Source organism: Paenibacillus sp. sg306046, assembly GCF_059821225.1.
The window spans coordinates 1-19,409 of the sequence record NZ_JCAMRT010000009.1 but is presented as its reverse complement, the minus strand read 5'-3'; the positions used below and the strand labels follow the sequence as shown (position 1 = coordinate 19,409).

Annotated in this window: 17 protein-coding genes; 9 read left to right on the top strand and 8 right to left on the bottom strand. The window is 51.7% G+C overall.

What is annotated here, in order from left to right; genetic code table 11:
• Window positions 1–44 precede the first annotated feature (44 nt).
• The 8 genes from noc to rpmH form a co-directional block, all read right to left on the bottom strand.
• Window positions 45–863: a nucleoid occlusion protein gene (noc, locus tag AC6ROY_RS11100; RefSeq protein ID WP_500100467.1), complete on the bottom strand. Its 819-nt coding sequence runs from the start codon at window positions 861–863 to the stop codon at window positions 45–47.
• Between the two features lie 311 nt (window positions 864–1,174).
• Complete coding sequence (rsmG, locus tag AC6ROY_RS11095; protein WP_500100464.1) at window positions 1,175–1,897, bottom strand: 16S rRNA (guanine(527)-N(7))-methyltransferase RsmG; 723 nt, start codon at window positions 1,895–1,897, stop codon at window positions 1,175–1,177.
• Window positions 1,897–3,786, bottom strand: coding sequence for a tRNA uridine-5-carboxymethylaminomethyl(34) synthesis enzyme MnmG (mnmG, locus tag AC6ROY_RS11090; protein ID WP_500100461.1), 1,890 nt, complete (start codon window positions 3,784–3,786; stop codon window positions 1,897–1,899). The genes rsmG and mnmG overlap by 1 nt, the downstream gene beginning before the upstream one ends.
• A 32-nt stretch (window positions 3,787–3,818) precedes the next feature.
• On the bottom strand, window positions 3,819–5,195 hold the full coding sequence (gene mnmE, locus AC6ROY_RS11085; protein WP_500100457.1) for a tRNA uridine-5-carboxymethylaminomethyl(34) synthesis GTPase MnmE: 1,377 nt from the start codon (window positions 5,193–5,195) through the stop codon (window positions 3,819–3,821).
• A 92-nt stretch (window positions 5,196–5,287) separates the two neighbouring features.
• Window positions 5,288–5,905: an RNA-binding cell elongation regulator Jag/EloR gene (gene jag / locus AC6ROY_RS11080; RefSeq protein WP_500100455.1), complete on the bottom strand. Its 618-nt coding sequence runs from the start codon at window positions 5,903–5,905 to the stop codon at window positions 5,288–5,290.
• A gap of 14 nt (window positions 5,906–5,919) precedes the next feature.
• A complete protein-coding gene (yidC, locus tag AC6ROY_RS11075; protein WP_500100453.1) occupies window positions 5,920–6,720 on the bottom strand; it encodes a membrane protein insertase YidC in 801 nt (266 codons plus the stop codon).
• A gap of 66 nt (window positions 6,721–6,786) precedes the next feature.
• Complete coding sequence (rnpA, locus tag AC6ROY_RS11070; protein ID WP_500100451.1) at window positions 6,787–7,152, bottom strand: ribonuclease P protein component; 366 nt, start codon at window positions 7,150–7,152, stop codon at window positions 6,787–6,789.
• A 128-nt stretch (window positions 7,153–7,280) separates the two neighbouring features.
• Window positions 7,281–7,415, bottom strand: coding sequence for a 50S ribosomal protein L34 (rpmH, locus tag AC6ROY_RS11065; protein WP_010502230.1), 135 nt, complete (start codon window positions 7,413–7,415; stop codon window positions 7,281–7,283).
• A 518-nt stretch (window positions 7,416–7,933) separates the two neighbouring features.
• On the opposite strand from rpmH, the gene dnaA reads away from it, so the two are divergent.
• The 9 genes from dnaA to AC6ROY_RS11020 all read left to right on the top strand — a co-directional run bounded on the left by dnaA (window position 7,934) and on the right by AC6ROY_RS11020 (window position 19,127).
• Complete coding sequence (gene dnaA / locus AC6ROY_RS11060; protein ID WP_500100450.1) at window positions 7,934–9,298, top strand: chromosomal replication initiator protein DnaA; 1,365 nt, start codon at window positions 7,934–7,936, stop codon at window positions 9,296–9,298.
• 216 nt (window positions 9,299–9,514) lie between these two features.
• Complete coding sequence (gene dnaN, locus AC6ROY_RS11055) at window positions 9,515–10,657, top strand: DNA polymerase III subunit beta (RefSeq protein WP_500100449.1); 1,143 nt, start codon at window positions 9,515–9,517, stop codon at window positions 10,655–10,657.
• 37 nt (window positions 10,658–10,694) lie between these two features.
• Complete coding sequence (gene yaaA, locus AC6ROY_RS11050; RefSeq protein WP_500100448.1) at window positions 10,695–10,910, top strand: S4 domain-containing protein YaaA; 216 nt, start codon at window positions 10,695–10,697, stop codon at window positions 10,908–10,910.
• 17 nt (window positions 10,911–10,927) lie between these two features.
• Entirely contained in the window at window positions 10,928–12,034 is a 1,107-nt protein-coding gene (recF, locus tag AC6ROY_RS11045; RefSeq protein WP_500100447.1) for a DNA replication/repair protein RecF, read from the top strand.
• A gap of 30 nt (window positions 12,035–12,064) precedes the next feature.
• A complete protein-coding gene (remB, locus tag AC6ROY_RS11040) occupies window positions 12,065–12,313 on the top strand; it encodes an extracellular matrix regulator RemB (protein WP_500100445.1) in 249 nt (82 codons plus the stop codon).
• A 70-nt stretch (window positions 12,314–12,383) separates the two neighbouring features.
• Window positions 12,384–14,297 carry a DNA topoisomerase (ATP-hydrolyzing) subunit B gene (gene gyrB, locus AC6ROY_RS11035; protein ID WP_500100443.1) on the top strand — a complete coding sequence of 638 codons (1,914 nt, stop codon included), beginning with the start codon at window positions 12,384–12,386 and terminating at the stop codon, window positions 14,295–14,297.
• A 19-nt stretch (window positions 14,298–14,316) separates the two neighbouring features.
• On the top strand, window positions 14,317–15,189 hold the full coding sequence (locus AC6ROY_RS11030; RefSeq protein WP_500100442.1) for a polysaccharide deacetylase family protein: 873 nt from the start codon (window positions 14,317–14,319) through the stop codon (window positions 15,187–15,189).
• A gap of 46 nt (window positions 15,190–15,235) precedes the next feature.
• Complete coding sequence (gene gyrA / locus AC6ROY_RS11025) at window positions 15,236–17,740, top strand: DNA gyrase subunit A (protein WP_500100441.1); 2,505 nt, start codon at window positions 15,236–15,238, stop codon at window positions 17,738–17,740.
• Between the two features lie 322 nt (window positions 17,741–18,062).
• On the top strand, window positions 18,063–19,127 hold the full coding sequence (locus AC6ROY_RS11020; RefSeq protein ID WP_500100440.1) for an HD-GYP domain-containing protein: 1,065 nt from the start codon (window positions 18,063–18,065) through the stop codon (window positions 19,125–19,127).
• The last annotated feature ends 282 nt before the right edge of the window (window positions 19,128–19,409 follow it).

Genomic DNA, 19,409 nt, shown 5'->3' with positions numbered 1-19,409 from the left:
CCCACGCCTCAAGTGACCGGAAAATGATAAGTCTACGATCTATTTTATCGTTTTGGAATCCGAATTACAATCTCATAGTGATCATCCTTATCGCTTTCCTCGGTATGAATCGGCAGGCCCGAGGACGTCACCAGATCAACCGATTGGCGGATCGTATTCAGCGCCAGCCGCACGTCTTTGGAAAACGAAACCCGCTTCGATTTGCTTTTGACTTGCTCCGCTTCCTTGAGCAGCGCAATCCGCGCTTCAGTCTGCTTGACGTTCAGCTCTTTGCTTATGATTTCTTCCAACAGCTTGAGCTGCTTTTCCTCTTGATCAAGCGACAGCAGCGCACGAGCATGGCGTTCCGTTACTTTGCGTTCCATTAATGCCTGCTTGACCGGCTCGCTTAGCTGCAGCAGCCGAATCTTATTGGCAATCGTGGACTGGCTTTTACCGAGCCGCTGAGCCAAGCTTTCCTGAGTCAAACTATGCAAATCAATCAGCTGCTGGTACGCAATGGCTTCCTCGATCGCGGTTAACCCTTCGCGCTGCAAATTTTCGATCAGCGCAATGGAAGCTGCCTGGGCATCGTTAAATTCGCGGATAATGGCCGGAATCGTATCCAGGCCCAGCTTCTTAACCGCTCGCCAGCGGCGCTCGCCTGCAATCAGCTCAAACCGGTTATTCCGCATCCGGACAACGATCGGCTGAATAATTCCGTGTGTTTTTATCGTTTGGCACAGCTCTTCGATTCGTTCATCGTCAAATACGGTCCGTGGCTGATAAGGGCTAGCGATGATCTCATCAACCGGGATATGCTTCACTTCATCTGTTGACGTTTTTTCATTAAAGCCAAATAATCTGGAAATCTGTTCCTTCATAACGATAACCACCCGATCTTTTTCATCATGATAGAACCAGCTAATGTTGTTATATAAGGGCTATGCGCCGATCGCGTCAAATGCTGCAACGCTTCCTGTCTAACTTTCCTTGCCTTTTCTTATTCTCCGGGGAAGGTCCCTTTTCCTGCTTAAGGAAATATATAACTTTCTTGTAGGTTTCTCCAAAAAGAAAAACGTCTTGCGACGTTTTAATTCAGCTTGCCTATATATTCATTCGAATTATTGGAAATCCGTTCCACGTGAAACAAGCGAATGCAGACCGCATGGACGCTTACTCTGAACCTGCTCTGCTAAAGCAGCGGAGCTTTAAGCGGAGTGCCTGCCTTCCGCGGGTATTTGCGCGGCGTTGCCGCTGTTTTGCGAATCCGGATCATATGCCTCGCAGCATCCTCGACAGGCAGCTGAAATTGCTGCGTTTCGACCCATTGACCGTGCAGCTCCTTCAAGCTGAATGTCGCTTCGCTCAGCTCGGCCTGCACATCCTGGCCTTTCATCGCCATAAAGAAGCCGCCTGGCTTAACAAACGGCAAGCAAAATTCGTTCAATACCGCCAGCCTGGCGACAGCCCGCGCCGTGACTAAATCGTAACGGTCGCGATGCTCCGGAAGTCTTGCGAGGTCCTCCGCCCGGCCATGCACACACTCGACCTGCTGCAGCCCGAGCTCTTGCACGACCTGCTGTAAAAATTGAATCCGTTTATTTAAGGAATCAACGATCGTAATCCGCAAATGCGGGAACGCGATTTTCAGCGGAATGCTCGGAAAGCCTGCGCCTGAGCCGATGTCGGCAAGCGTGCCGACACTTGGAATGTCAGTAAAAAATGATAAAGAAAGCGAATCATAGAAATGCTTGACATACACTTGCTCACGATCCGTAATTCCGGTTAAATTCATCCGTTCGTTCCAGTCGACCAACACGCGATAATAGGCCTCGTATTGACCGAGCTGCTGCTCGGTCAACTGGATGCCTTTCGCTTGCAATAGCTCCGAAAATAACTGCTGCACGTGATCCATTATTGTGCCCTTGCCGCGACAACACGGTTATAATGCTCCAGATGAACGAGCAAAATAGAAATGTCGGCCGGTGTTACACCGGAAATACGCGATGCTTGGCCAATGGAAACCGGACGAATTTTCGCCAGCTTTTGCTTCGCTTCCATCGCAATCCCGTGAATATCCTCGTAGACGATGTCGTCAGGAATTTTCTTCTTCTCCATCTTGCGCAGACGTTCGACCTGCAGCAGCTGCTTCTCGATATAACCGCTGTATTTCACCTGAATTTCGACCTGCTCCATCATATCTTCCGTCAGCTCTTCCGGTGAAGGCGATAGGTCATGCAAGTGGGCATACGTTACTTCCGGACGACGGAGCAGCGACAACAAATCAGAGGACTGATTCAGCTCCGCGCTGCCAAGTGCTTGCAGCATGGAAGCTGCCTCTTCCGGTTTCACTCGTGTTGTCTTCAGCCGTTCGATCTCCGACTCCACACGCGCACCCTTCTCCAAATAACGCGCATAACGCTGCTCCGTAATGAGCCCGATCTCATAACCGGTTTGCGTCAGACGCAGATCAGCATTGTCATGGCGAAGCAGCAGACGGTATTCGGCGCGGGAGGTGAGCAGACGATACGGCTCGCTTGTTCCCTTCGTCACCAGATCGTCGATCAAGACGCCGATGTACGCCTCGGAACGGTCCAAAATGACCGGCTCCTTCCCTTGCACTTTCCGCGCAGCATTAATCCCGGCCATAATGCCTTGACCTGCCGCTTCCTCATAACCGGAGGTGCCGTTGATTTGCCCCGCTGTAAACAGCCCAGGAATTTGTTTCGTCTCCAGGGACGGATACAATTGCGTAGGTACTACCGCATCGTATTCAATCGCGTATCCGGTCCGCATCATCTCGACCTTCTCCAGCCCCGGAATCGAGCGTAAAATTTGCAGCTGTACATCCTCCGGCATGCTGGTTGACAACCCTTGCACATAATATTCCTTCGTATGACGGCCTTCCGGCTCCAGGAAAATTTGATGCTTCGGCTTGTCGCTGAAGCGGACAATTTTATCTTCGATGGACGGGCAGTAACGCGGCCCCGTTCCTTCGATGGCTCCTGAGAACATCGGTGCGCGATGCAAATTATCATTAATAATGCGATGCGTGTCCTCTGACGTGTACGTCAGCCAGCATGGCAATTGGTTCGGCACCTCCTCCGTCGTCTCGTAAGAGAAAAACTTCGGCTTGTCATCGCCCGGCTGAATCGACGTTTGCGAGAAATCAATCGTATCCTCGTGCACGCGCGGCGGCGTTCCGGTTTTGAAGCGGACCAGCTCCAGCCCGTGCTCGCGCAAATCGGCCGACAGCTTGACGGCTGGCTGCTGGTTATTCGGGCCGGACTCATACATCAGCTCACCCATAATTATTTTGCCGCGCAAGTAAGTGCCCGTCGTCAGTACGACAGCCTTGCCCCGATACGTCGCTCCCGTCTTGGTCACCACGCCCTTGCAGACGCCGTCCTCGACAACCAAGGTTTCCACCATGCCCTGGCGCAGCGTCAAATGCTCCGTATGCTCGATCGTTTCCTTCATCTTATGCTGGTACAGAAACTTGTCAGCCTGCGCGCGCAGCGCATGCACCGCCGGTCCCTTCCCTGTGTTCAGCATCCGCATCTGAATATACGTCTTGTCAATATTTCGGCCCATCTCGCCGCCAAGCGCATCAATCTCGCGGACAACATGCCCTTTGGCCGGTCCGCCCACTGACGGATTACATGGCATGAAGGCGACCATATCCAGATTAATCGTCAACAACAGCGTCTCGCAGCCCATCCGGGCCGCTGCCAGCGCAGCCTCGCAGCCTGCATGGCCTGCGCCGATTACGATTACATCGAATTCACCTGCATTGTAATTCATGCTGTCATCCTCCTAACTTTTTATGTTGTCTATTATTTACCCAGACAAAACTGGGAGAAAATTTGATCAATCAAAGATTCGCTGACCGAATCGCCGATCACCTCGCCGAGATGCTCCCACGCGTTGCGAATATCAATCTGAATCATATCTATCGGTACAAATGACTCGGCCGCCGTATAAGCCTCCTGCAAATCCGACTTGGCCGACTTCAACAGATGAATATGGCGCGCATTGCTCACATAAGTCAAGTCGCTGGCCTCCACTTGTCCGCTGAAGAAAATTCCCGCGATCGCCTTCTCCAGATCCACAATTCCCTGCTGCTCAAGCAGTGACATCCGTACGACGCGCTCCGGTCCGAAGGCGGCAGCCAGCTCGGCTTCATCCAACTGCTGCGGCAAATCAACCTTGTTCACAATGGCAATCACCTGACGACCGGCCAGCTCGCCGATCATCTCGCGTTCCTCGGCCAGCAGCGCTTCCGCGCCATTGAAGACAAGCAGGATCAGATCCGCGTCCGACAATGCCTGCCGCGACTTCTCCACCCCGATTTTCTCCACCACATCACTAGTTTCGCGGATGCCGGCCGTATCCAGCAGCTTGAGCGGAATGCCGTTCACATGCACGTATTCCTCAACCACATCACGCGTCGTCCCGGCAATATCGGTCACAATCGCGCGATCCTCCTGAGCCAGTGTATTCAGCAACGATGACTTGCCGACATTCGGCCGTCCGATAATCGCCGTAACCAAGCCCTCACGCAAGATTTTACCCTGCTCGGCCGTTGCCAGTAAACGCTCGATATCTTCCAGCGCCAAGCTGCACTTGTCTCGAATAAATGCGTTGGTCAGCTCCTCGACGTCATGCTCGGGGTAATCAATGTTTACCTCAATATGCGCCATCAGCTCCACCAGCCGGTGCCGCAGCTCTCCGATCCGCCTGGACAAGCTGCCCTCCGACTGCTTGAGCGCAATCCGGAACGCCCGGTCCGACTTGGCGCGAATCAGGTCGATAACCGCCTCGGCCTGCGTCAGATCAATCCGCCCGTTCAGAAAAGCCCGCTTCGTGAACTCCCCTGGCTCAGCCAACCGGGCTCCGCTCTCCAGCAGCAAATCCAGCACTTTGCGGACCGATACAAAGCCGCCGTGACAGCTAATCTCCACGACATCCTCCTTCGTGAACGAACGCGGCCCGCGCATCACGGTGACGAGAACCTCCTCTACCCGCAGGCCGGTTTGCGGAGAGCGGATATATCCATAGTGCACGGTGTGCGTCGGCACGTCCGCGAGCTTCGCCTTCCCGCTGAACAGACGGTCGCTGACCGCAACGGCTTCCTCCCCGCTCACGCGGATCACCGCAATGCCGCCCTCGCCGGAAGGCGTTGCGATGGCCGCGATTGTGTCTTGCATCATCTTCATCTGCACCTCATCTTGGAATTCAAACTTATCGTGCCTAAAGAAAAAGCAATGAAGTCATTCAAGCATGACGTCATTGCAGCATCAGATCAACGCAATACGATAACTACGCGGCGGTTCGGTTCATCGCCGCGGCTGAACGTTCGGACTCGCGGATGTTGTTGCAGCTGGTAATGAATCACCTTGCGCTCCTGCGGCGACATCGGCTCCAGCACAACCTCCTTCTTCGTTCGGATGACACGCTCGGCCAGCCGATCGGCCAGCTCCTCCAGCGTTTTTTTGCGGCGCTGCCGAAATTGCTCCGCATCCAGCACCACCCGCAGATGGCGGTCGGAATAGCGATTCGCCACAATATTCACGAGATACTGCAGCGCATCAAGCGTCTGTCCGCGGCGTCCGATCAGCATCCCCAGCTCGTGGCCGTGCAGATGCAGCTCGAAGCCGTCCTTGTCCTGCTTTTGTTCAATCCGCACGTCCAGCTTCATCGTTCGCAGCAGCTCCTGCAGGAACTTGACGGCTTCTTCCATGGCATCGGGCAGCAGCTCCAGCTCAACCTTGGCGTGCTTCACGCCAATAAGGCCGAACAACCCTTTGGAGGGCTGCTCCAAAACTTGTACGTTAACCCGGTCTTCCGTTGCACCGAGCTGCAGCAATCCGCTTTTCACAGCGTCTTCGATTGTCTTACCCGTTACCACGATTTTTTTCATCTCATCGGCCACCCTTATTTTTTAGATCCGCCGGATTTTTTAGACTTGGATTTGGGCTTGGCTTTGGTGTCCGTACCTTCGAGAGCCTCCGCGCCATTTACAGCCGCCGGTTTTCCGTAAATAAAATAAGTTTGTACAACGGTGAACAAGTTGCTGTATACCCAGTACAGCGGCAACGCCGAGGCGAAATTCATCGCCATGACGAAAATCAATACCGGGAAAATAAACATCAGGCTCCGCATCTGCGCCGTCATCTGTGCAGACATCATCTTCTGCTGCAGGAACGTCGTCAGCGCCGCCAGCAGCGGCAAAATATAATAAGGATCCTTCTGTCCAAGCTCCAGCCAGAGGAAGGAATGCGTGCCGATGTCCGGGTTACGCATAATGGCGTTGTACAACGCGATCAGAATCGGCATCTGTACGAGAATCGGAAAGCAGCCCGCGAGCGGATTTACGCCTTCTCTCTGGAACAGCTTCATCGTTTCTTCCTGAACTTTTTTCGGATCATCCTTATATTTAGCCTGCAGCTTCTTGATCTCAGGCTGTACTTCCTGCATCCGTTTGGAGCTCTTGTATTGCTTGAGCGTCAACGGCAAAATGATCACACGGATAATAATTGTCACGACGAGAATCGACAGCCCGTACGATCCGCCCATCAAATTGGCGAACCAATCGAGCACGTCTGACAGCGGGCCTACGAAATACTTGTCCCAAAAGCTGTTCTCGCGATCCAATTTTGCCGTAGCCGGATTGCTACATCCCGCCAGCAGCAGCAACGCCGTCAGAGGCAAAAATTTCAGTAGTTGACGCGTCAAAAGAACATCCTCCCAGCTTCATCTTTTCCAATAATAAACTATATCACATTCACGCTCACAAAGAAACTAATCCACAGGCCGTATTTCCTCCCGCCGACGCAGCAAAGAAGCCCGCCTCAGCACGTGGAAAACGCTCTTTTCCATCTCGTGGTACGACATCTCCGTCACCGGCTTGCGCGCGATCAAAATCAGATCGTACCCGCCAGGCAGCCGGTCCGCATTCAGCCGGACAATTTCCTTCAGCACCCGGCGAATCCGGTTGCGCACAACCGCGTTGCCGAGCTTCTTGCTGACAGATACGCCGAAGCGGAACGACGCCTGGCGCGGCTGCGCTTTATAATAAAGTACAAATTGGTGGTTGGCCGCCGACTTGCCGTGCCTGTACACCTTGTCGAAATATTCCCGTTTGGTCAGCCGGTTTTTTTTGTCCACGCTTAATCTCTCCCATTGCAGCATTCGAGCTTCCTTCGACTACCGAAACATTCGCGCACCGGCGCGGGCGTACCTGATCGGTTATATATTGGAAAACAAAAAAGACCACCGGGCAGTGGTCTTTCGTCTTAGGCGCTCAGTACTTTTCTTCCTTTAAGGCGACGAGCAGCAAGCACCTTGCGGCCATTCTTTGTGCTCATTCTTTTACGGAAGCCGTGAACCTTCTTGCGTTTTCTTACATTCGGCTTAAATGTCGGTCTCATTTCGAGCGTACACCTCCTCTAGGACAGGATCATTCCGGCCCTGAAAATACCTTACAACATTAAACCACTTTACAGACGAAAAGTCAACCGGCCCCTTCGGCGCATCGCATAAAAAGTTATACACAGCCATCCGCCCGCCTCCCCTCGCACCCCCCTGTGCATAAAAAAGCACGACCGGCCCCGGTTTTTGTCGAAATGTTAACAGCCTATAAACAATATCTTGTGCTGTTGATAACTTTTATACACAAGGTATTGGGGATGTGGATAAATAATCACTTTCCATTGCGGAGCAAGGGCTTTTTTGATATCATGAATATGTTTTATGTTGTGGATACGAATGTGGCTAACTAAAGTTATGCACAGCCTGTGGACAGAATTGTGAACAAAATACAAGAGGCTTGGATAAAAGGTTTGTCGCTTATCTGCATATTGTGGATGAGTTTCGACACCTTTCATTTTTTTCTACAGCGGCGCTCTTCGACGCTGCACCGGTACTTAGCTGAAGGAGTGAATAATTTGTGGAAAGCCATCCTAACGAACAATGGCAGCAAGTCCTTTCCATTCTGCAAAAAAGGGTGAGCAAACCCAGCTACGAAACGTGGCTGATCTCCACAAGGGCTGTCGCATTCAACGAATCGACCGTCGTCATCTGTACCCCTAACAATTTCGCGCGCGACTGGCTTGAGAATCGGTATACGAAGCACATTAAGGAAGCGGTCTACGATTATACCGGCAAGCAAGTCGAGCTGAAGTTCATCATTGAATCCGACGACGACGTTCATGCGTTCGGGGCGCCTCCCGCACCTGCCATTCCTCCAGCGAAAACCAGGTCTGCGGCTGAAGAAACCATTGCCCATACTATGAACGCCAAATACACCTTTGATACTTTCGTTATCGGATCGGGGAACAGATTCGCCCATGCCGCATCGCTGGCCGTCGCGGAAGCGCCCGCCAAGGCGTATAATCCGCTGTTTTTGTATGGAGGCGTGGGACTTGGAAAAACTCACCTGATGCATGCAATCGGGCATTACGTGCTGGAGCACAACCCGAGCGCCCGCGTCATGTACATCTCATCCGAGAAATTCACCAATGAATTCATCAATGCCGTCCGGGATAACCGCGGCGAGGATTTTCGCAACAAATACCGGACGATCGACGTGCTGCTTATTGATGATATTCAGTTTCTCGCCGGAAAAGAAGGAACCCAGGAAGAATTTTTCCATACCTTCAACGCGCTGCACGAGGAACGCAAGCAAATCATCATTTCCAGCGACCGGCCGCCCAAGGAGATTCCGACGCTGGAGGAGCGGCTCCGCTCGCGCTTTGAATGGGGGTTGATTACGGATATCCAGCCTCCCGACCTGGAGACGCGGATTGCGATTTTGCGGAAGAAGGCCAAGGCGGAAAACCTTGATATTCCCAATGAAGCTATGGTGTACATCGCCAATCAGATTGATACCAACATCCGGGAATTGGAAGGGGCTTTGATCCGCGTTGTGGCGTATTCGTCGCTGATCAACAAGGATATTACGTCCCATCTGGCCGCCGAGGCGCTCAAGGATATTATTCCGAGCAGCAGGCCGCGGGTCATTACGATTCAGGACATCCAGCAGAAGGTTGGCGAGTTTTACGGACTCAAAATCGAAGATTTCAAAGCGCGGAAACGGACGAAAATGGTCGCCTTTCCCCGGCAGATCGCGATGTATATGGCACGCGAGATGACCGACTTCTCGCTGCCGAAAATCGGCGAGGCGTTCGGCGGGCGCGATCATACGACTGTGATTCATGCGCATGAGAAAATATCGGAAGCGGTCAAGGCTGATCAGGAATTGTACAAAATCATTCAAAACATAACCGAAAAAGTGAAAAACGTGACGTTGTAAAGCTAACGGAAAATCGTCTTCTGTCACCAGGTTCACAGCTGAATAAACCAAAGCCTATGCACAAACTATTCACATGTGGATAGGCTTTGGTTTTGCGCTGTTCACCCACATATCCACATATTAGACGCCCCTACTACTTCAACTAAATAAAAAAAACATGTAATATAGATGCATATGACCCTTTGTCCCACTTTAGAACCTGTAGGAGTGACACGTATGAAATTAACGGTACTGAAAGATTTCCTGAACGAGTCCATTCAGCATGTATACAAAGCCATTTCCAGCAAAACGACCATTCCGATTCTGACAGGAATCAAAATAGATGCGGATTCATCCGGCATGACTTTAACGGCAAGCGATACGGACATTTCCATCCAAAGCTTTATTCCATTGGAAAAAGGCGAGCTGCAGGTGATTGACTTGAAGCAATCCGGCAGCGTTGTTTTGCCTTCCAAATTTTTTGTGGAAATTATTCGCAAGCTGCCTGCGCAGCATATCGAAATCGAAGTGAAGGAGCATTTCCAGACGATCATCCGCTCCGGCTCTTCTGAAATTCAACTGATGGGTCTTGACCCTGAAGAATATCCGATTATGCCTGGGATTGAGGAAAGCAAACGAATCCAAATTCCTAGCGATGTGCTCAAAACGATGATCAAGCAAACGTCCTTTGCCGTATCGACTAACGAAGCAACGCCCATTTTGACCGGCATTTTGTGGACGATCAGCAATAAAAAGCTTAAATTTATCGCCTGTGACCGTCACCGGCTGGCCACGCGGGAAACCCCGATCGACACAGAGGAAGGACTTGTACTGTCCAACGTAGCCATTGCCGGAAAAACGCTTAACGAGCTGTCCAAAATTTTGCCCGACCAAAACACGCTGATTGACGTCGTATTTGCCGATAATCAGGTTTTGTTTAAAATGAGCTCCATCCTGTTTTATACCCGCATTCTGGAAGGCACGTACCCGGATACCTCAAAGCTGATTCCGCAGGCATTCCAAACAGAACTCGTCGTTCCGACGGATCGGCTTGTTGATGCGATTGACCGGGCGTATTTGTTGTCCCGTGAGGATAAAAGCAACATCGTCAAGCTGCTGATGCGCGAAAACCAGACGATTGAAATTTCATCCAGCTCCTCTGAGCTGGGCAAGGTTACCGAAGAGCTCGATGCCGTCAGCCTCACCGGAGAGCTGCTGCGCATTTCATTTAACTCCAAGTACATGCTGGATGCGCTCAAGGTGATGGATAGCGAGCAAATTTATATCGGATTTACCGGAGCGATGCAGCCGATCATTATCCGTCCGGAGGGGAACAGCAGCTTGCTGCAGCTCATCCTCCCATATCGGACAACGACATAAACGAGCCGTTCAGGCCAGGAAGGAGATCGTTATCCACATGAAACCTATTGCCATTCGCACGGATTATATTACGCTCGGGCAGTTTTTGAAGCTGTCCGACTGCATATCCACAGGTGGACAAGCGAAATTTTTTGTACAGGAAACTGCGATTTCGGTAAATGGAGAGGCGGAAAACCGCCGCGGGCGCAAGCTGGTCGCAGGCGACCGCGTCGTCGTCGACGGCTGCGGCGAGTTCCAGGTTGTTCAGGAGTAGGTGGGGGGAGCACGTCCGTGTTATTAAAAAAGCTGTCTGTCCGCAATTACCGCAATTACGAGCAGATGGAGTTCGCAACCGATCAGATGGTTAACATCATTGTCGGGCCGAACGCCCAGGGGAAAACCAATCTGCTGGAATCCATCTATGTGCTTGCGCTGACGAAATCGCACCGGACGAACCAGGACAAGGAGCTGATTCGCTGGCAGGAGAAGGCGGCGCTGATTCACGGGGAAATCGAGAAGCGCTACGGCACGGTGCAGCTGGATCTTTCCGTCTCGACGCAGGGGAAGCGCGCCAAGGTGAACGGTTTGGAGCAGCGCAAGCTGAGCAACTTTATCGGCTCGCTGAATGTGGTCATGTTTGCTCCGGAGGATCTGGAAATTGTGAAGGGCTCGCCGGGCGTACGCCGCCGGTTTCTCGATATGGAGATCGGACAAGTACATCCGGCCTATTTGTATGACCTGTCGCAGTACAATAAAATTCTCGTGCAGCGCAACAATTACCTCAAGCAGCTATTCGGTTCAACGGGGAAACCGGCTATGCTGGACGTCTGGAATGAGCAGTTGGCGCAATTTGGTACTAAAATTATAAAAAAACGTCAAAGCTTTATTAAAAAGCTGCAAAACTGGGCTGAAAAAATTCATGCGGGCATCACGAACGATCAGGAAAGGCTGCGAATCGACTACGAAAGCGCGCTGGCCCCCTTCCTCGACCAAGAAGAAGCTGTTTTATTTGACCAATTTATGATAAAGTTATCACAGGCAAAAGAACAGGAATTGCGACGAGGCGTCACCTTAGTCGGCCCGCACCGGGACGATTTGCGCTTTTATATCAACGATCGGGAAGCGCAAACGTTTGGTTCCCAAGGACAGCAACGCACGACCGCGTTGTCTTTGAAGCTGGCTGAGATCGAGCTGATCGGCGAGGAAGTCGGCGAGTACCCCCTCCTGCTTCTCGATGATGTTTTGTCCGAGCTGGATCAGTTTCGCCAGACGCAGCTGATCGAGACGTTCCAGCGCAAGGTTCAGACATTCATTACGACGACCGGAATTGAAAGTATAAATTTGTCAAAATTGGAAAGTGCTTCCGTGATTCATGTCCGGGACGGAAGCTTGACATAGATGGTTTGGCCGATAAGGAGTGGGTTGCTTATGTTTATCCATTTAGGCGGGGAGAAGATTATCCGCACCTCGGAGCTCATCGCCATTTTTGACTTGTCCATTGAGAAATCTTCGAAAATATCCAAGCAATTCGTAACTTATGCGAGCAAGGAAAAACGGGTCGAGATCATAGGCGAGGAAGAGAGCAAGTCCCTTGTCGTTACCCAGACGAAGGTGTACTATTCACCGATCTCCTCCATGACGCTGAAGAAGCGCGCGCACCAGCTACTCACAACTTGACCGAATCTTGCGCTTGCGCGGCAAGAATCTCTCTAATCGCAGTTTTTATCATGGAAAAGTAGGTGTTTGCATGTCTGTAAATCCGGGTACAACCTATGATGAAAGTCAGATACAGGTACTTGAGGGTCTGGAAGCTGTCCGCAAAAGACCCGGGATGTATATCGGCTCTACAAGCGCCCGCGGACTTCATCATCTGGTCTGGGAAGTCGTCGACAACAGTATCGACGAGGCTTTGGCAGGATTTTGTACAAGAATCGAAGTTACCGTGCATGCCGATAACAGCATCACCGTCGTGGATAACGGACGAGGCATTCCGGTAGGGGAAAATACGAAGCTGAAGAAATCGACCGTTGAGGTCGTACTGACGGTGCTGCATGCCGGCGGTAAATTCGGAGGCGAAGGCTACAAGGTGTCCGGAGGCTTGCATGGCGTAGGCGTGTCCGTCGTGAATGCTTTGTCCAAGAAGCTGGTTGTTACCGTCAAGCTGAAGGGCAAGGTTTATCAGCAAGAGTACCACTGCGGCACACCGCAATATGAGCTTAGAGAAATTGGCGAAACCGAGGATACGGGGACAACCGTCACCTTCTGGCCGGATGAAACTATTTTCACCGAAACGACGGAGTACGACTATGATACGCTGCAATCACGGATTCGCGAGCTGGCGTTCCTGAACCGCGGTATCGAAATTGTGCTGACGGATGAACGCACCGATGAAAGTCAGACATTTATCTACGAAGGCGGCATTATTTCATTCGTCGAGTACCTGAACCGTACCCGCGAAGCGCTGCACGAGTCGCCGATCTATGTCGAGGGCAACAAGGACAATATCCACGTAGAGGTCGCCCTGCAGTACAACGACAGCTACACGGAAAACATATATTCGTTCGCGAACAACATTAACACCCATGAGGGCGGTACGCATGAGTCTGGCTTCAAGAGCGCGCTGACCCGGATTTTGAACGAATACGCGCGGAAATACAACACGATCAAGGAAAGCGATGCGAACTTGTCCGGCGACGATGTGCGTGAAGGCTTGACGGCGATTATTTCCGTTAAAATTCCGGAGCCGCAATTCGAAGGGCAAACCAAAACAAAGCTTGGCAACAGCGAGGTTCGCGGTATTGTCGAGTCTTTATTTGCGGAGAAGCTGCAGGAATTTCTGGAGGAAAATCCGGCGGTCGCCAAAAAAATCGTTGAAAAAGGCGTTCAGGCCCAGCGGGCCCGTGAAGCCGCGCGCAAAGCTCGCGAGCTGACGCGCCGCAAGAGTGCGCTGGAAGTAAGCTCGCTGCCGGGCAAGCTGGCAGACTGCTCATCGAAGGATGCCTCGATCAGCGAAGTGTACATTGTCGAGGGCGACTCGGCAGGCGGTTCGGCCAAGCAAGGCCGCGACCGTCACTTCCAAGCGATTTTGCCGCTGCGCGGTAAAATTTTGAACGTCGAGAAATCGCGGCTGGACAAAATTTTGTCCAACGCGGAGATTCGCGCCATCATTACCGCTTTGGGCACAGGGATCGGCGATGACTTCGACCTGGCCAAGGCGCGTTATCACAAAATTATTATTATGACCGATGCGGACGTGGACGGAGCGCATATTCGGACGCTGCTGCTGACGTTTTTCTACCGGTATATGCGGAAAATCATCGAAGCGGGTTATATTTATATCGCGCAGCCGCCGCTTTACAAGCTGGAGCGCAACAAAACGATTCGTTACGCCTATAATGACAGGCAGCGCGAGTTGATTATGGCGGAATTCGGCGAAGGCGCCAAAGTGAATGTGCAGCGCTATAAAGGTCTGGGCGAGATGAATCCGGGCCAGCTGTGGGAAACGACGATGGACCCGGAAAGCCGGGCGATGCTGCAGGTCAGCATTCAGGATGCGATCGAAGCGGATATTATGTTTGATACGCTGATGGGCGACAACGTCGAGCCGCGGCGCGACTTTATTCAGCAGCATGCCAAATATGTCAAAAATCTTGATATTTAACGGTCATTGACGGAGGCGTATGGTTAAAAAATACAGTCTGCTCTGGCTGATTTCGATACTGTCCGTTTTGTTTCTCGCGCCCGGGTTTGTTCACTCGGGCGGTTCCTCTGTTTATTACACCGATCGGGTAGCGGTGCTCGCGTATCATCACGTGGATGATACGCTGGTCGGCGAGGTCACGATCACAACTGAACGTCTCCGGGAGCAGCTGGTCGATTTGCAGCTGCGCGGTTACCGGTTTATTACACTGGAGCAGTTCCGTTCCTACATGCAAGGGCAGCAGGTTCCGTCCAATGCGGTCCTCATCACGTTCGACGACGGCTACGAGAGCTTCTACACGCGCGCCTTTCCGGTTTTGAAGGAGCTGCACGTGCCTGCGGTTAACTTCGTCATTACGCGCGATCTCGATCATCCCGGGGAAGCGCTGCTGCCGTCCTTATCCGCTGAGCAGATTCGGCTTATGAAAGCGGAGGACCCGGACATCGACGTGCAATGCCATTCTGACAGTTTGCATGCCAAGACGGCGGCCGGAGGCGCGCTGCTGACAACGAAGCTCGGGCAAGGCGATCGCATGGAGACCGACGAGGCTTACGACCAGCGCATTTTGGCAGATACGCGCACGGCGATCAGCAAGCTGGCCGTTTTGCAGAGCGGTCCGGTTAATACGTACGCCTATCCGTTCGGCGCTTACGATGCGCACAGTGTGGACCTGCTCCGGCAGGCGGGGATGAAGTACGGCTTCACGACACAGCCTGGACTCGTTGACCGGGGCTCTGATCCGATGCAGCTTCCCCGTCTTAATGCAGGCAGTCCTTACGTGCGAGCGAACTCATTGAATAACATGATCATGCAGAAGCTGCAAGGCAAGATTATCCATCATTCCGCATTATAACAACGCATACGAAGCGGTTTGCTCCGTAAACTTGTAGGAGGTACACATGTCGGAAGAACCACGTTCGCAGATTAAAGAAATTGATATCGGCTCGGAGATGCGCACATCCTTTATGGACTATGCGATGAGCATTATCGTCAGCCGTGCGCTGCCGGACGTTCGTGACGGCCTGAAGCCGGTACATCGCCGTATTTTGTACGCGATGTCGGAGCTGGGCATGTCCCCGGACAAGCCTTACAAGAAATCAGCGAGAATCGTCGGCGAAGTCATTGGTAAATATCATCCGCATGGCGACAGCGCCGTCTATGAAACGATGGTGCGGATGGCGCAGGATTTCTCGCTGCGGTACATGCTCGTGGACGGCCACGGTAATTTTGGTTCCATTGACGGCGATATGGCGGCTGCTATGCGTTATACCGAGGCGCGTCTATCCAAAATTGCCATGGAGCTGCTGCGCGACATCAACAAGGAAACGATTGATTTTGCTCCAAACTATGATGGTGAAGAGTTGGAGCCGGTTGTGCTCCCGTCCCGGTTTCCGAACCTGCTGGTCAACGGCTCGTCAGGTATTGCCGTCGGGATGGCCACCAATATTCCGCCGCATAATTTGACCGAAGTGATCAACGGCGTCCAGCAGCTGATCGCCAATCCGGATGTTACGGCGCTTGATCTGATGCAATCCATCAAGGGACCGGACTTCCCGACCGGCGCTTATATTATGGGCCGCGAAGGGATCCGTCAGGCGTATGCGACCGGACGCGGCTCGGTGACGATGAGAGCCAAGGCCGATATTGAAGAATCCGGCAATAAAGCTCGCATTATCGTTCATGAGCTGCCTTACCAGGTCAACAAAGCGCGGCTGATCGAAAAAATCGCCGAGCTGGTGCGCGAAAAGAAAATTGAAGGCATCACAGACCTGCGGGACGAGTCCGACCGGAACGGCATGCGGATCGTCATTGAGCTGAGACGTGATGTAAATCCGAACGTCGTGCTGAACAACTTGTTCAAGCAGACGGCGATGCAGTCCAACTTCGGGATCATTATGCTGGCGCTAGTCAATGGCGAGCCTAAGGTACTGAACCTGCGCGATATGCTGTACCACTACCTGGAGCACCAGAAGGTTGTCATTCGTCGGCGCACCGAGTTTGAGCTTCGCAAGGCTGAAGCCCGGGCTCATATTCTCGAAGGCTTGCGCATTGCACTCGATCATCTGGACGAAGTGATTGCGTTGATCCGCAGCTCCCGCACAGGCGAGCAGGCCCGCGAAGGCTTGATGGCCCGGTTCGGATTAAGCCATGATCAGGCCCAGGCGATTTTGGATATGCGTTTGCAGCGCCTTACCGGACTGGAGCGCGAGAAAATCGAGGAAGAGTACGCCGAACTGATGCAGCGTATTGCAGAGCTGAAGGCGATTCTCGCGGACGAGCAGCTGGTGCTGGAAATCATCAGCAATGAGCTGAACGAAATTAAGGATAAATTCGGCGATGACCGCCGTTCTGAAATTACGATGGGCGGCGACATTGAGGATGAGGATTTGATTCCTCAGACAGATGTGGTCATCACCATTACGCATACCGGCTACATTAAACGTCTGCCGGTTACGACCTACCGGAGCCAGCGTCGTGGAGGCAAAGGCGTGATTGGGATGGATACGAAGGACAACGACTTTGTCGAGCATCTGTTCGTAACCAATTCCCATCATTATCTGATGTTCTTTACGAATAAAGGTAAGGTGTACCGGCTGAAGGCGTATGAGATTCCTGATCTGAGCCGGACGGCTCGCGGAACGCCGATCATCAACCTGATTCAGATCGAGCAAGGCGAGACCATCAACGCCGTTATTCCAGTGGAAAGCTTCGAGTCGGAGCAATACTTATTTTTTGCCACAAAAAACGGCATCGTGAAGAAAACGCCGCTTGACGACTACGGCAACATTCGGAAAGTCGGTCTCATCGCCATCAACCTCCGTGAGGATGATGACTTAATCGGCGTACGTCTGACCGACGGCAATCAGTCGATTATGATGGGGACGAAGGAAGGCATGTCCATCCACTTCCCAGAAGAAGACGTGCGGGCAATGGGACGTTCGGCGACCGGAGTCAAAGGTATTCAGCTTGATGAGGGCGATGCCGTTATTGATATGGACGTGGCACAGGCCAATGACAGCGTGCTGATTGTGACCTCTAAAGGCTACGGCAAGCGTACGCCGGTAACGGATTACCGGACGCAGTCGCGGGGCGGCAAAGGGATCAAGACATTAAACGTAACGCCTAAGAACGGCCCAGTCGTCGGTCTGAAGGTCGTACGTGACGATGAGGACCTGATGGTCATCACCGCGCTCGGGACGGTCATACGGACAAGTATGTCCGGCATTTCCTTAATGGGACGGAATACGCAAGGGGTCCGTGTCATTAATATCCGCGAGGAAGACGAAGTATCGACGCTCGCTCGGGTTGACAAAAGCGACGAGGAGCCGGAAGAGGATGTTCAGGAAGACCTGAATGCTGGCGAATCTTCGGATGGCGAACTTGAAGAAGGCAGCGAGGAGTAGCGTGTCGGCACCTTCGCTTTAATTTGCGAAACAGAGAAGAATGGGGTTACATCCCCATTCTTTTTCGTTTATAATGTCAGCATGTATAAGTTTGAGCGTAGCTCAACCATGCAGATATTTCAAGAAAAGCCGCCTCTAAACACGAATGCAGCATCGTCGAACGTGCTTCGATTCGAAGCTTTTTTAAGATTATGCAGCATCATCGAAAGTGCTTCAATCCGAAGCTTTTCTTATAATGAGGGCAGAATGAGGTCCTAAGTCTGGTACGAGCGCCGGGAATGGAGGCCCTTCTGGCTACCCTAGTTGAAATGAGGAGTTACCCATGGCAACCGTTCCTGTTTCCCAATTGAAACAAGGAGAACGTATCATCGAAAATGTGATGACCAAGTTTAATAATGTACTATTTGCCAAGGGGAAAATCGTAACGGAGCGGGACCTTGAAATTTTACGCGCCTTCATGATCCCGACGGTGCAAACCGATTCCAAGGCGGAAGGCGAGCAAATTGGCGAAGAAGCAGGCGGCCAGGAGCTGACGGCAGTCGTGCAGCCTTTCCATGAAACGTATGAGAAGATGCTCCAATTAGTTCGTCGTGTTTTCAACGCCGCTAATTCGGGTGGGCAAAACCTGCCGATTTTGGATATCCGGACGAATTTGGAAGCCTTGATCAAGGATATGGATGACTACAACATTCTCACCTTCAGTCCGCGAAACTTTCAATTGCAGGATTTTGTTTATCATAACAGCATTATGGTCAGCTTGACCTCCTACAGCTTGGCCAAATGGTTAGGGATTGCCGTCAAGGACTTGATGCCGATTGCTTTGGGCGGGTTATTCCACGATATCGGTAATGCCAAGGTGGATTCCGCTATTTTGTATAAACCAAGTAAGCTTACGATGCCGGAATTGGAGGAGATGAAGCAGCATACGGTTATCGGCTATAATATGCTGAAAGCTGTGCCTGCTATCAATGAAGGCGTCAAACTGTGTGCCCTGCAGCATCATGAGCGGGAAGACGGATCAGGTTATCCGCTTGGAACCCGTGGCGATAAAATTCATTTTTATGCCAAAGTGGTCGCCATTGCCGATATGTTCCATGCTATGACAACGGATCGGTTTCACAAAAAAGGCATATCTCCCTACTTGGTACTGGAGCAACTGCAAAACGAAGCCTTCGGCAAGCTGGACCCGGCTATGGTACAAACCTTTATAAACAAAGTGACCTCTTTCCATAACGGCATGCTGGTCAAGCTAAGTGACAACACGATTGGAGAAATTGTGTTTTCCGACCGCGCGCATCCGACCCGGCCTTGGGTTAATGTAAACGGGATGATTGTCAACCTGACTACGGAGCGGCGTCTTTATATTCAGGATGTCATTCAAGGTTAATATAAGAAATCGGTTTTAAAAAAAATGTGGTTTAGCCTTGACTAGGTCGAATAGCTTGTGATATATTAATCTTCGCTGCTTCGGCGGCGAGGATTTTTTTAGTAAGTTTGGTTCTCATCGAGAAAAAAACTTTAAAAAAGTACTTGCAATGAAGTGAGTGAATGTGGTATATTGTAAAAGTCGCCGCTTGAATGGCTGACAAAAATTGTCCTTTGAAAACTGAACAACGAGTGAGTGTTAAATAGAGAATGAAAATTCTCGCTAGCATGACGTATGAGCAAG

Bases quoted from the DNA above. Each gene is read 5' to 3' on its own strand.
- gyrA (WP_500100441.1), top strand. From the start codon at position 15,236: ATGTCGGAAGAACCACGTTCGCAGATTAAAGAAATTGATATCGGCTCG.
- rsmG (WP_500100464.1), bottom strand. From the start codon at position 1,897: ATGGATCACGTGCAGCAGTTATTTTCGGAGCTATTGCAAGCGAAAGGC.
- mnmG (WP_500100461.1), bottom strand. From the start codon at position 3,786: ATGAATTACAATGCAGGTGAATTCGATGTAATCGTAATCGGCGCAGGC.
- AC6ROY_RS11030 (WP_500100442.1), top strand. From the start codon at position 14,317: ATGGTTAAAAAATACAGTCTGCTCTGGCTGATTTCGATACTGTCCGTT.
- rpmH (WP_010502230.1), bottom strand. From the start codon at position 7,415: ATGAGACCGACATTTAAGCCGAATGTAAGAAAACGCAAGAAGGTTCAC.
- yaaA (WP_500100448.1), top strand. From the start codon at position 10,695: ATGAAACCTATTGCCATTCGCACGGATTATATTACGCTCGGGCAGTTT.
- noc (WP_500100467.1), bottom strand. From the start codon at position 863: ATGAAGGAACAGATTTCCAGATTATTTGGCTTTAATGAAAAAACGTCA.
- mnmE (WP_500100457.1), bottom strand. From the start codon at position 5,195: ATGATGCAAGACACAATCGCGGCCATCGCAACGCCTTCCGGCGAGGGC.
- gyrB (WP_500100443.1), top strand. From the start codon at position 12,384: ATGTCTGTAAATCCGGGTACAACCTATGATGAAAGTCAGATACAGGTA.
- jag (WP_500100455.1), bottom strand. From the start codon at position 5,905: ATGAAAAAAATCGTGGTAACGGGTAAGACAATCGAAGACGCTGTGAAA.
- remB (WP_500100445.1), top strand. From the start codon at position 12,065: ATGTTTATCCATTTAGGCGGGGAGAAGATTATCCGCACCTCGGAGCTC.
- AC6ROY_RS11020 (WP_500100440.1), top strand. From the start codon at position 18,063: ATGGCAACCGTTCCTGTTTCCCAATTGAAACAAGGAGAACGTATCATC.
- dnaN (WP_500100449.1), top strand. From the start codon at position 9,515: ATGAAATTAACGGTACTGAAAGATTTCCTGAACGAGTCCATTCAGCAT.